The sequence below is a fragment of the Burkholderia sp. 4M9327F10 genome (genome assembly GCF_005503145.1).
In the GTDB taxonomy this organism is placed as follows: domain Bacteria; phylum Pseudomonadota; class Gammaproteobacteria; order Burkholderiales; family Burkholderiaceae; genus Paraburkholderia.
The window spans coordinates 60,475-72,965 of record NZ_SCNV01000013.1 but is presented as its reverse complement, the minus strand read 5'-3'; the positions used below and the strand labels follow the sequence as shown (position 1 = coordinate 72,965).

General features: G+C 63.8%; 9 protein-coding genes. 2 read left to right on the top strand and 7 right to left on the bottom strand.

The features are described from left to right. Window positions 1–33: 33 nt before the first annotated feature. The 5 genes from FFS45_RS14860 to FFS45_RS14840 form a co-directional block, all read right to left on the bottom strand. Complete coding sequence (locus FFS45_RS14860) at window positions 34–1,641, bottom strand: ABC transporter substrate-binding protein (protein WP_137955411.1); 1,608 nt, start codon at window positions 1,639–1,641, stop codon at window positions 34–36. A 41-nt stretch (window positions 1,642–1,682) separates the two neighbouring features. Next, complete coding sequence (locus FFS45_RS14855; protein WP_137955410.1) at window positions 1,683–2,708, bottom strand: aldo/keto reductase; 1,026 nt, start codon at window positions 2,706–2,708, stop codon at window positions 1,683–1,685. A 79-nt stretch (window positions 2,709–2,787) separates the two neighbouring features. Further along, window positions 2,788–4,395: an ABC transporter substrate-binding protein gene (locus tag FFS45_RS14850; protein WP_137955409.1), complete on the bottom strand. Its 1,608-nt coding sequence runs from the start codon at window positions 4,393–4,395 to the stop codon at window positions 2,788–2,790. Between the two features lie 73 nt (window positions 4,396–4,468). Continuing rightward, the gene (locus FFS45_RS14845; protein ID WP_137955408.1) at window positions 4,469–5,530 is read right to left on the bottom strand and encodes an ABC transporter substrate-binding protein; all 1,062 of its coding nucleotides are present in this window, start codon (window positions 5,528–5,530) and stop codon (window positions 4,469–4,471) included. 52 nt (window positions 5,531–5,582) lie between these two features. Further along, the gene (locus FFS45_RS14840) at window positions 5,583–6,758 is read right to left on the bottom strand and encodes an LLM class flavin-dependent oxidoreductase (RefSeq protein WP_137955481.1); all 1,176 of its coding nucleotides are present in this window, start codon (window positions 6,756–6,758) and stop codon (window positions 5,583–5,585) included. Window positions 6,759–7,189: 431 nt separating this feature from the next. Between FFS45_RS14840 and FFS45_RS14835 the strand changes: the two genes are divergently transcribed. Together FFS45_RS14835 and FFS45_RS14830 are read left to right on the top strand one after the other, a co-directional pair. Next, window positions 7,190–8,824: an ABC transporter substrate-binding protein gene (locus FFS45_RS14835; protein WP_137955407.1), complete on the top strand. Its 1,635-nt coding sequence runs from the start codon at window positions 7,190–7,192 to the stop codon at window positions 8,822–8,824. A gap of 68 nt (window positions 8,825–8,892) precedes the next feature. Then, window positions 8,893–10,350 carry a SidA/IucD/PvdA family monooxygenase gene (locus FFS45_RS14830; RefSeq protein ID WP_137955406.1) on the top strand — a complete coding sequence of 486 codons (1,458 nt, stop codon included), beginning with the start codon at window positions 8,893–8,895 and terminating at the stop codon, window positions 10,348–10,350. A 101-nt stretch (window positions 10,351–10,451) separates the two neighbouring features. Here the strand turns inward: FFS45_RS14830 and FFS45_RS14825 are convergent, their stop codons facing one another. Further along, entirely contained in the window at window positions 10,452–11,306 is an 855-nt protein-coding gene (locus FFS45_RS14825) for an ABC transporter permease (RefSeq protein ID WP_137955405.1), read from the bottom strand. Beyond that, window positions 11,299–12,489 carry an ABC transporter substrate-binding protein gene (locus tag FFS45_RS14820; protein WP_137955404.1) on the bottom strand — a complete coding sequence of 397 codons (1,191 nt, stop codon included), beginning with the start codon at window positions 12,487–12,489 and terminating at the stop codon, window positions 11,299–11,301. Before FFS45_RS14820 ends, FFS45_RS14825 begins: the two co-directional genes overlap by 8 nt. Between the last annotated feature and the right edge of the window lie 2 nt (window positions 12,490–12,491).

Below are 12,491 nucleotides of genomic sequence, written 5' to 3'. Positions count from 1 at the left end.
GCCTCGTGTGCAGGTGGTTTCAAGTGTCAGGTTTCAGGTTTTAGGCTCGACCCAGGTGTCGGAGAAGTCGCCGGCCGTCAGGTCGATACTGTTGTTGAGGTTGTGAACCCGCGTGTGATAGACCTGCAGCGCTGATGGAACCGTTACGAGCGGCAACACAGGCAGGTCGCGCCCGACAATCTGCTGGATCTGCCGGAAGGCGGCGGCGCGCTTCGCATCGTCGGTTTCGACGGCGGCCTCGCGGAACAGTTCATCGACTTGCGGATTCTGGTAGTGCGACGCATTGATCCAGATCAGCGGATGCTTGACGCCATCCCCCCAATAGATGCGCTGCACGCCAACCGTCGGGTCATACAGGCGCCCCAGACCGTTGAGGTTCAGATCGAACTCGCGGCTGGTGTAGGTGCGCCGCAGGTAAGTCGGCAGATCGCCGTCCAGAATGCTGGCCTTGATGCCGACGCGCGCGAGTGCGGCGCGCAGGTAGTCGGCGGCGCGCTTGAAATCGCCACCGGTGATGTAGGTCAGCCTGAGCGCGAAACGCTGGCCGTCGGCCTGGCGCGGATAGCCGGCCTCGTCGAGCAGGCGGTTGGCGGCTGCGAGGTCGTAGGGATAGTGAAACGTGCTGTCGTCGTAGTAGTTCGACAAAATCGCCGGGATTGGCGAGTTGACCACCGTCGAGCGCTTGTAGAAGACATTGTCCTTGATGAAGTTGCGGTCGATGGCTTGGGCAATCGCCTTGCGCACCTCGGGCCTCGCGAGAACCGGATTCTCGACATTGAGTTCGAGGAAGGCGGCGTTGTTCAGATAGGCGTCGTAGGTATCGTCGATCCTCAGTTGCGGCAATTGCGCGAGGCGTTCCAGATCCGCGAGGCCGACATTCAGCGCAGCGTCTACTTCACCGGTTTCGAGCGCGGTTGAAATGGCGGCCTGATCCGGCAGCACGCGGTAGATCACGCGGTCCAGATGCGGCGCATCCTTGCGCCAGTAATCGGGATTCCTGCGCAGGCTCACATAGCTGCCGCGCACCCATTTGTCGAAGATGAACGGGCCGGTACCCACGGGCGCCGTGAGATTGGGGCTCGCGAGCGGGTCGCCGTCGCCGTAGCGGTGCTGCGGGACAATCGGCAGTTCGGCCGAGGAGAGCGCCTTGATCAGGTACGGAGTCGGCTTGCTCAGCACAATCACCGCCGTCAGCGCGTCCGGCGTGTCGACGCGCTCCACATTGGCGAGTGTGATGCGCCCGCGCGGCCCGAGCCTCTTTTGCGTGAGGATGGAATAGCGCACGTCCGCCGAAGTGAAGTCCTGCCCGTCGTGCCACTTCACGCCGGGGCGCAATCTGAAGGTGTATTCGAGTCCGCTGGCGCTGATGCTCCACTCGGTTGCCAGAAGCGGTTGCGGCTTGAACTGGGCGTCGTAGCGCAGCAGCCCCTCGGTGATCTTCGCGCTGATATTGCGGATGACCGTATTCGTATCGAGCAGCGACACGAGCGAAGGCGGGTCCTGCTGGATCGCAAAGGTAAGCGTGCCGCCGTTCACGGGTGCAGGCAACGCCGCATGCGCAAAGCCAGGCAAGGCGCCCGCGGCCCCCGCTGAAATCAGCGCGAGCGATGTTTGTAGAAAATCTCGTCGGTTCAGAGTCATGGTTTATCGCTTGCAACGACCGCTGGCGTGGTCGGGTTGAGTCATTCCGCCTGCGCGCCGTGGCGCGCAAGCCGTCCAAAGAACGGATGGCCGGGATCGTTGAAGCCGGGTGTCGAGGGATGACCGGTCGTCACCAGCGAGTCCACGAATGCTTCGTCGTCCGCGCTCAGCCGGTAGCGCAACGCCGGCAGATAGTCGTCCCATTGCGCCTCGGTGCGCGGCCCGGCGATGGTCGAACTGACATAGCGGCTGTTGAGCACCCAGGCGAGCGCGAACTGGCCCGCGCTCAAACCGCGCGCCTCGGCATGTTCGCGAACCCGCCGCGCCAGTTCCAGCGACTCGGGTCGCCATTCGGTCTGGTGCAAGCGGCGGTCGCTGCGGCCGGCGCGCGTGTCGGACGGGGGCGCCGCGCCCGGCTCGTACTTGCCGGTCAGCACGCCGCGCGCCAGCGGGCTGTAGGAAATGACGCCCAGTCCATAGCGATGCGCCGCGGTGAGCTGCTCGGCTTCCGCCTGGCGGTTCGCAATGTTGTAGAGCGGCTGGCTCGCTACCGGTGCATCCAGACCGAGCGCCTGGGCGGTGTGACTGAATTCGGCAATCTTCCAGGCACGATGATTCGACAAACCGTAATAGCGCAGCTTGCCCGCCTGGATCAGGTCGTTTAGCGCCCGAACCGTTTCGTCGATGGGGGTGTGGTGGTCTTCGCGGTGAATGTAGAGCAGGTCGATATAGTCGGTGTTCAGGCGCTTGAGGCTGGCGTCGACTGCGCGCACCACATGTTTGCGCGACGTGCCGCCCGCATTGACGTCACCGTCGCGCAGCGGATTGGCGAACTTGGTGGCAAGCACCCAGCGCTCGCGCTGCGCCGCAATGCTGCGTCCGACGACGCGCTCGGATTCGCCCCCCGCGTAGACATCCGCGGTGTCGATCGAATTCACGCCCTGTTCGTGCGCCTTGTCGATGATGCGTGCGGCCGTGGCCTCGTCGGTCGGGCCGCCGAACATCATGGTGCCGAGCGTCAGTGTGGAGACCTTGATGCCGCTGCGGCCGAGTTGTCGATATTCCATGGTCAGATTGGCTTGAGTTGTTTGAAAGCGTTGCGTGAATCGGGGCGGCGTGGGACTCGCATGGATGAATGGTGGTGCCTCAGTGCTGCAGCCAAGCGTCGGCGAAACTGGCCGCCGTGCCGTCCGGCGAGATCGTGTGGTTGTGCACCGCTCGCGAATACACCGTCACATACTGCGGCGAGACGAGGTTGAGATCGGGCAGGTCGCGTTCGAGGATGTGCTGGATGCTTGCGAACAACTGCTTGCGTTTGCCTTCGTCGGTTTCCACCGCGGCCTGCGCAAAGAGCTGGTCGATTTCCGGGTTGCTGTAGTGGGAGCCGTTGGTGAAGGGCACGCCGTGCCGGAAGTTGTCGGTGGTGTAGAGCCGCGCGACGCCCGCCACCGGGTCGAACAGATTGCTCATGCCGTTGATGCTGAAATCGAAGTCGCGATCGGTATAGATGCGCTTCAGATAGGCCGGCAAATCCTGGCTGCGTACGGTGACGGCAATGCCCACGCGCGCCAGGGCCGACTTGATGTATGCCGCGGTGCGGGTAGGCAGATCGCCGATCGGCAGCGGATCGAGCGTCAGCGCAAAGCGGACGCCGTCGCCATTGCGCGGATAACCGGCCGCGTCCAGCAGCGCGTTGGCGTGCTCGACGTTGAACGGATAGGGCGTGGGCGCCGGGTCGTAATAGCGGTTGGTGGGTATGATCGGACCGGCGATCGGGGTAGCGTAGCCGTAGTAGATCACCTTGCGGATCACTTCGCGGTCCAGCGCCGAGGCGATCGCCTCGCGCACCTTGGGGTTCTTCAGATAGGGATTGTCGAGATTGAACTCAATGCGTGCGGCGCCCGCCTGGAATTCGTAGCCGCGGGTTTCGATGGCGAGCTTCGGGTTGTCCTTCAGCCGTGCGAGGTCAGATAACGGCACCGGAGTATCGCCGCCCAGATCGACCGAGCCGTTCTCGAACGCCACGGTGCGGGCCGCGGGGTCGTCGATGACCTTGACGATGATCCGGTCGAGCCACGGTTTGCCTTTGTCCCAGTAGTCGTCGTTGCGCGCGTATTCGATGTAGCTGCCGCGCACCCATTTGACGAAGCGGAACGGGCCGGTGCCGATCGGCGCGTTGTTAGCCGGATTGGTCAATACGTCGCTGCCGTCATAAATGTGCTTCGGCACGATGGGCGTTTCGGTGGCGGAAAAAGCCTTGATCAGATACGGCGCGGGTTTCGACAAGCTGATGACCACCGTGTAAGGATCAGGCGTCGCGATGTCCGTGACGTTGGCGAAGGTTGTCTTGGCGCGCGGGTGAACCTGCCTGAGCGTCTGGATCGAGAAGGCGACGTCCTCAGCGGTAAACGGCTTGCCGTCGTGCCATTTCACGCCGTGGCGCAGATGGAAAACATACTTGCGGCCATCGCCGGAGACTTCCCATGAAGTGGCGAGCAGGGGCTTGGGTTGAAAGTTGAAGTCGTAATCGAGCAGCCCCTCGGTCACTTTGGGGCTGACCTTCAGCACGTTGACTGCCGTCGTTGCCAGATCGACCAGCGCCGTGGGTTCCGGTGTCACCACGAAATTGAGCGTGCCGCCGCGCGTTTGCGCAGCCGCAAATTGGGCGGTGACAGCGAGCGCGATCAGGAGCGTGCGGATCAGGGCAAACAGGAGGCCACGGGTTAAGGGAGTATGCGATCGGGTGATTGCCATGGGTCTTTGCGCAGGGCGTAAATTGCGGTGCAGGAATGAAGCGGGCTTTGTCTGGATTGGCGTGATGTTCGTTTCAGGCGGCCACGCCGCTATGCGCCTCGCGGCGCTTGAGCGCGGCGGCGAGCGGGGCGGGATCGACCCATTGCTCGATATCGAAGTCGGACGGGATAAAGCCCCACTTGAATAGAAAGCGCTTGAAGTCCGTGAGCGCGGCAAGTGACTCGGGGTCGAGCCCGATCGTCAATTGACGATGCACGCCTCCTCCGTACGCGCGCTTGACCCAATGTTCCGCGGTGCGCGTCTCACGGGCGATATACGCGGTCACATCTTCAGGGTGCGCTCGGGCCCAGTCGCCCGTGTCGAGCGTGCGGGACAACACGCGCTCCACGAGATCCGGGCGCTCGCGCAGCAATTGCGCGTCGACCGTTAGCGGGCGGGGCGTGCCGTTGTTGGCGTGCGCCCAGCGATCCGGCTGCGCGGAAATCTCGACCAGAATCTTCGCGTTGAGCAGATTGGCGATTTCGAGTCCGGTCGCCCCTTTGACGAACACCACATCCGCTTCGCCGCGCAGCAGCGCTTGGGCTTCACGGGCAAATTCATGCGAACGTTGCGCACTGAGCCACTCGCCGATTGGCGCGTTCTCATCCGGCCTGGCGTCTTCGAGGCCGCGCGGCGTATGCGGCAGCTCGACCAGGTCGATGCTCGGGAACGGCACGCGTGAGGCCTGCAGCAGCGACGCAAGGCCGCGCAGGGCGGTGGCCCGGTGAAAGTCGACCACCTTGGAGCGGGTATTGCGCGGCAGGCCAAAGCGGCGCCGTTCGAGGGCTGCCGCTGTCGGTTCGAGTTGCTTGTCGAGCGTGATCAGCGCCTGAAATTCGTCGACCCAGGTGAGTCCGATCAGCCGCGTGTCGCTGCCCTGGGCCCGCGCCCAGAGCGCGGGAATATTGCCGCCTTGCCGGAACGACCACGGCTGGCTGTGCGTAAAATGCGAGCGGCGGATCGCCACGTCATCGGCATCTTGCAGCGCCTTCACTTCGATGCCGTCAGCCGCGAATTCCTGCTGCAGCCAGTCCTTTTGCACGGTGATGCCAAACGGCGTCGGCGCGGGGCAGCGCGTGTACCAGAGACGACTCATGAATCCCACCTTTTTTAGGGTTAGCGTTTTGAGCAGCAGGCGCCACGGCGAGTCAGCGGCGCAGACCGGTTTCCCGCAGCAGGGGCAGGACCCGTTGGCCGAAGAATTCGAGGTCCGGTTGAAAGTCGAAGAAGCTAAGCTGGATACCGTCGACGCCCGCTTTGTGCAGACGGACGATGTAGTCGACGACCTGCTCGGGCGAACCGACGATGGCGATGTTGCCGCCCACTGCGCGGGCCGCCGCCTGGGTGCGCTGGGCGCTGCCGCCGCGCCATGCATGAGCGTCGCTGTCGAAGCGGTGGAAGCTGCCTTCATCGCCGTGCGCGACGATGGCGTCGTGATAGGCGCGCGCTTCGGCGGCGGTTTCGCGGCAGATCACCATGGGGTTGATGAGCGTGCGGATCGTGCGCCCCTGCGCTGCGGCAGCGGCCTTCACGCGCGCGGTGTGAGCCGGCAATGCCTCGAGTGCCCCTTCGATCTCGGAGCCGTTGGGGCTCGTGATAAAGACGATGTCCGAATAGCGGGCGGCGAAATCGATGCCGGCGTCCGACCCCGTTGCGTTGACGAGCAGCGGGCGTCCAAAGCGGGGTTTGGGCGTGACGAATGCACCATTCAGACGCCAGCTCGACAACTCCGGTGCAAACGTAAAGTTCTCGGGCTGCGCCCAGAGTTGCTGGACAGCGTCGAGAAACTCGGCGGCCAGTTGATAGCGCTTGTCGTGTTCGATGCGCTGCCAGCCGAACATCTCATGCTCGATGGCGCGATGGCCGGTCACGACGTTGATTCCCCAGCGCCCCTTCGAAATATGGTCGAGCGTGGCCGTGAACTTCGCAAAGTGGAGCGGATGCCATGGCCCATAGAGGACGTGACTGGTCGCGACAAGGATGATGCGCTCGGTGCGGCCGGTCAGCGCGGCCAGCGACATGAAGGAATCGAGAGCCTGCCCATTGAATACGCCGCCATAGCCGCCTTTGGGCAGCCATTGCGACAGCGCGAATACGAGGTCGAAGCCGAAGTTTTCCGCCTGCTGCACCAGCGCGGCGTTGTAGTCGAACGACCAGTCCGTGCTGCGCGGCAAGGTGGAGGCGCTCCAGCCGCCCGCCTGGATCGGCAGGAACAGGCCCAGCATCAGCGGTTGCGCGAGTACCCGTGACACCGGGCTGTCGGAGAAAGCGGCGGGCGAGGGGACCGGAACGAAACGCGAAGCTTCGGCGGAAACCGGAACGATGGTCGTGGAGCCGAGCGTTTGCCCGACGGGTGTTGAATGGGTCACAGTAGGTATCCATACCGGCCCACGGCAAAAGAGCGCGGGTCCGGCGAAACTGGCTGAGGCGTCGCGGTGCTGCGGGTTGGGCCGAACGGCGGCACGGCAAAATGACTGGAGCGGAAACAGTTAAGCACGTGCCCGCGGTAAACACCAAAGAAGGAATTCTGCTATTTAATTGACCCGCATTTCTGCGTGAACGGGCGCTGCTATAGCGTCAAAAATGTTCAGCTTACGGGCGCCAAAACGGGTACGCGCAGCCGCCCTTCAGATACATATGCAATCCTGAATTTAATCGTTCATTGCCGGTGCGGCGCTTGCTATCGTGCAGCGGATCCGACAGATATCGTAGAGCGCTACCCGGCGGGTGGCGCTCTCTTTCGTAAGGAGCCTGCATGCAGTATCGCAACCCGTTTGATTCCCGCCGGCGCGCGGCATTGCTGGGCCTCGCGGGCAGCGCCGCCAGTGTGGTGCTCGGCCCGTTCGCATCGCTCGCGCATGCCGCGGCGCAAACGCCCGCAATCGCACCACAGCGAGGCGGCCGGCTGACCTTGCTGGTGAATCCCGAACCCAATGTGCTGATCAACTTCGCGACCACAGCGGGCGCGGAACAAAAGGTGAGTCCCAAGGTGACCGAGGGGCTGCTGAGCTACGACTTCAACGTGCAGCCGCAGCCGCAACTGGCAACTGCGTGGGCGATCAGCGCCGACGGACTGCAGTACACCTTCAGGTTGCGCCAAGGTGTGCGCTGGCACGATGGGCAGCCGTTTACCTCGAAGGACGTTGCCACGTCGATTGGTCTGCTGAAGCAATATCATTCGCGCGGCCGGACCACGTTCGCGAACGTGCTCGAAGTCCGTACGTCCGATCCGCACACGGCGGTGCTGCAACTGTCCAAGCCTGCACCTTATCTGATCTATGCGCTCGCAGCCTCCGAGTCGCCGATCGTGCCGGCGCACCTCTACGATAGCGGCGATCCGCTCAACAACCCGCATAACATCGCGCCAATCGGCACCGGGCCGTACCGCTTCAAGAGCTGGGAGCGCGGCAGCAACGCCGTGTTCGTGCGCAACCCGGACTACTGGGACGCCCCCAAACCGTATATCGACGAACTGGTCCTGCGCTTTATCGGCGACCCGGCCGCGCGTGCCGTGGCGCTGGAAACCGGCGAACTGGATCTCGCCGGCGAGAACCCGGTCCCGCTGCTCGACATCCAGCGGCTGCAGGCCTTGCCGCATCTGGCGCTGGAGTCGCGCGGCTATAGCTACGATGCGGCGCAGACGCAGCTTCAGTTCAATCTCGACAATCATTACCTCGCCAACCCGAAGGTCCGCCAGGCGATCGCGCACACAATCGACCGGGAGGCGATCCTGCGCACGGTCTGGTACGGCTATGGGATTGTCGCGCCTTCGCCGATCAGTCCGTTGCTGACGCAGTTCTACGATCCGCATGCGCCAAGCTGGCCGCACGATCCGGCCAGGGCGGAAAAATTGCTCGACGAGGCGGGCTTCCCGCGCCAGTCCAATGGCTTTCGCTTCGCACTGAATGTGGACTTCAATCCTTACGATCCGACCTTTGCGCGGCTTGCCGAGTATCTGCGGCAAACGCTGCGCGGCGCGGGTATCGAGGCGACGGTGCGTTCGCAGGATTTCGGGGCCTACGTCAAGCGTATCTACACGGACCGCGACTTCGACCTGGACGCGAATTTCCTCGGCAATACCTTCGATCCGACCGTCGGCGTGCAGCGGCTCTACTGGTCGAAAAACTTCAAGAAAGGGGTGCCTTTTTCGAACGCGACGCACTACAGCAATCCCGAGGTCGATCGCCTGCTCGAAGCGGCTGCCGTGGAAAACGACCCGCACACCCGGGTGGCGTATTTCAGGCAGTTCCAGCAGGTGGTGGGGCAGGATCTGCCGATCATCGATCTGGTGACGCTCAAGCAGGTGACCATCTATAACCGGCGCGTGCATAACCACACTATCACCGCGGACGGTCTGGACGGCAATCTGGCCGATGTGTTTGTGGCCTGAGTGAGCGACGCGACGCGTGTTGAAGCGGCGCTTCGCCGCTCCGTGGAAATGAAAAACGGAATTCAGTTATGACACAGCCTGTGAACCCCGATCACGAAGCCCTCAATACCTTGAGGCTGCTGGGTCCGGCACCCGATAACTGGGTGCCGGATCGGGCTGGCGTCGACCACAACGTCCTGATCGTAGGCGGAGGTCAAACGGGAGCGGCTTTTGCGTTCGCGCTGCGGCGTGCGGGTATCGGCCGCGTGAGCGTGATCGATGCGGCGCGCGACGCATCGAAAGCCGGTGTGTGGCTCACGCGGGCGCGCATGAACAAGCTGCGCACGCCGAAGACCCTGGCGGGCCCCGAGACCGGCTTGCCCGGTTTGAGTTTTCAGGCATGGTACGAGGCGCGCTTTGGCAATGAGTCATACGCGGACATCGACCGGATTCCGCGCGCGCGTTGGGCGGAATATCTGGCGTGGTATCGGGAGTTCCTGGGCGTCGAGATCCGTTACGGCACGCGTCTCACGCGCATCGAACCTGCCGGTGGCTGGTTCCGCGTGCATCTGGAGGTGAGCGACGGCCTGAAGGTGCAGCAGGTTGTCGAGACCGCCCGCAAGGTGATTCTGGCTAACGGCGTGGCGGGCAATGGCGGGCCATACATACCCGATGTATTGAAGGACTTGCCCGCGGCCTTTTATGCCCACACCGCCAGCGAGATTGATTTCGCCGCGCTGCGCGGGAAATCGGTGGCGGTCCTGGGGGGCGCGGCTTCCGCATTCGATGCTGCCGCGACCGCACTCGAGGCGGGCGCGGGTGAGGTGCATCTGTTCGTGCGGCGCGCCACCTTGCCCTCAGTGCCGGTTACGCGAGCCCGCGCGTATCCGGGCGCCTACGACAACTATTTCCAGTTGCCGGATGCGATCCGCTGGGCCCAGGCGCGGCGCTTCAGGCGTTCGGGTTCGACGCCGCCGGTCGACGCGGTCGAGCGCGTCACGAACTTCCCGAACTTCCATCTGCATCTCGGCGCGCCGTGGAGCGAGGCGCGCATCGCTAACGGTGCGATTGAGGCACGTGTTGCGGGCGAGCGGCTGAGCTTCGATTTTGCCATCGCCGGAACCGGTTACTTCATCGATCCCGCCGCCCGTCCCGAACTCGCCGATTTCGCCCAGCACATCCGCCTGTGGCGCGACCAGTATGTGCCCCCTGCGGATGAAGCCGACGATTATCTCGGGGCGCATCCCTACCTCGGCGCCGCGCTCGAATACCTGGAAAAGAGCGCCGCGAATGCAGCGAGTGCCCCATACCTGCGCGATATTCACGTTTACAACCCGGCTGGATTTGTGAGCTTCGGCTTGCCGGTTGGCGACGTGCCGAGCATGCGGCGCGATATTCCCGCAGTCGTGCAGCGCATCAGCCGCGATCTCTTTCTTGCCGATCTGGACGCTCACGTGGCACGGATGAATGGCGAGGTGCGGGCTGACTTCGAAGCGTCGCTTTATGCGAACCGCGTCTGGCAGAGGGATCGCGCCGATGTTGCGTGATGTGATGCGTGACGCGCGCGTGGAAGGATTGCCTTGCTGAGTGGCCAGGGCCGTCATCAGCGTGAAATTAGCGTGAACAGGCCTTGGCAACCCATCGATCATTATTCTTCGGACTGCAACTGAACCGCGCCGAAGCGCCGGTAAAGCAGTCTCGCTGCGGAGTCCAGCAAGAAGCCTAGCGCACCGATCACCAGGATGACCGCGGTCAGCTCCGAATAAGCGAGCCGGTCACGCGTGTCGAGAATCAGATAGCCGAGTCCCGAACTGACCCCGAGCATTTCCGCCGGCACCAGCACGATCCACACGATGCCTATGGCGAGCCGCACACCGGTAAGCACATGTGCGGCAATGCCGGGTAGGTAAACATGCCACAGCATTTCGCTGCGCGTCGCCGCAAGGCTCTCGCCCAGTTGTACCCAGCGCCGGTCGATCTGCGCGACGCCGGCAGCGGTGCTCATCACGAGCGGCCATAGCGCGGCGAACGCCAGCAGGAAATACACTGCGCGATCGCCGATGCCGAGCGACATCACCGCAATCGGCATCCATGAAAGCGGTGAGATCATCCGCAGGAACTGCAGGGTCGGCGACAGCGCGGTATCGAGCGCGCGCACCCGGCCAAGCAGAAACCCTAAAGGCACACCTAGCAGCAGCGCCCACGCAAGGCCAACGGCGATGCGTCGCAAGCTGGTGGCGATATGCACGAACAGGCGCTCGTCCACGATCAGCGACGGCAAGGTAGCCACCGCCCGCGCCGGAGAGAACTGCGCGGCCAGGCTGCCGGGCCCGGTGAGCAGCGCGACGGCCAGCCACCAGAGCGCGACGACGCCCGCGAGACCCGCGAGCCCGGCGAGCGAGCGGCGCGCCCAGCCGTGTGCGCGTCGTGGCGAACGCCCGGCGCGTTCAGTGCCCAGGCGTGGGGAGGAGAGGGAGGCGGTTTCCACCGGCGCGTTAGACAACGATCGTCTCCGTGCGCTCAAAGCCCTCCGGCAGGCCGAACGCGCTCATCCCGCCGGCGGCCGCGATGCTGTTGCGCACAAAGCGATCGTCGATCAGATCGCGCGCAACAAATGCCGGGTCGAGCTTGCCCAGAAACTGTCCATTGCCTTCGACCTGGGTTGCCTTCAGCCGCTTCACCAGCTCCTCGGTGTACTCGGGATACGGGTACGGCTGGAAGTCGATGCGCTGTGCGTGCCAGTCTGCGTGGACGATGGCGCGGTCGGCCAGATAGCGGCCCTGATCGGCCGCCGGCGGGGAGAGTACCGCGCTCAATACGTTCGCCGAGTGGGGCGTGTAATGGTTCTTGCCGGATTTGGCGAGCAGTTGCGCCGCCTCCTCGCGATGCGAGCGCGTCCATAACTGCGCCTTGACCACCGCATCGACCACTTTCTGCGACCAGGCGGGCCGCTCGCTCAAATCCCGCTCGTGCATGAAGACCACACAGCAGGCGTGGTTCTTCCATACGTCGCCGGTAAAGCGCAGGACCTTGCCGATCTTGAGACTCTCGGCCGCTGCATTGAACGGCTCGGCGACTATGAAGCCGGCAATCTGTTTCGATGCCAGCGCGGGCGGCATATCCGCGGGCGGCATCACGGTGAGCCCGACTTCGTTCGGCTTGAGGTCGCCGTCTTTCTTCAGCACCGGGACAAGTCCTTGTGCCCGCAACATATCCTGCAGCACGACGTTGTGAATCGAATACCAGAACGGCACAGCCACGGTTTTGCCGCCCAGATCGCCGAGCTTGCCGATTTCAGGGGAAACGGTCAGCGCCGAACCGTTCACATGATTCCAGGCGACTACCCTGGCTGGAGCCTGGCTGCCGTAGCGGGCCCAGATGGTCATGGGCGAGAGCAGATGCACGACGTTGACCTGCCCGGACAGAAACGCCTCCACCAGTTGCGCCCAGCTACGCAGCAACGTAGGCTGCTCGACGGCAAGACCCGCGGCTTCAAAATAGCCGTTGTTGTGCGCGACCAGCAGCGGGGTGGCGTCGGTGATAGGCAGATAGCCGATGCGCACGGGTGCGTTGGGGTCGGTGTCGGCGCGTGCGTTGAGGGCGCCAAGCAGTGGCGCCGCTCCCGCGACGGTGAATAGCGAGGCGAGTTTCAGCCACTCGCGGCGAGACATCGGAAGCTGGCACATAC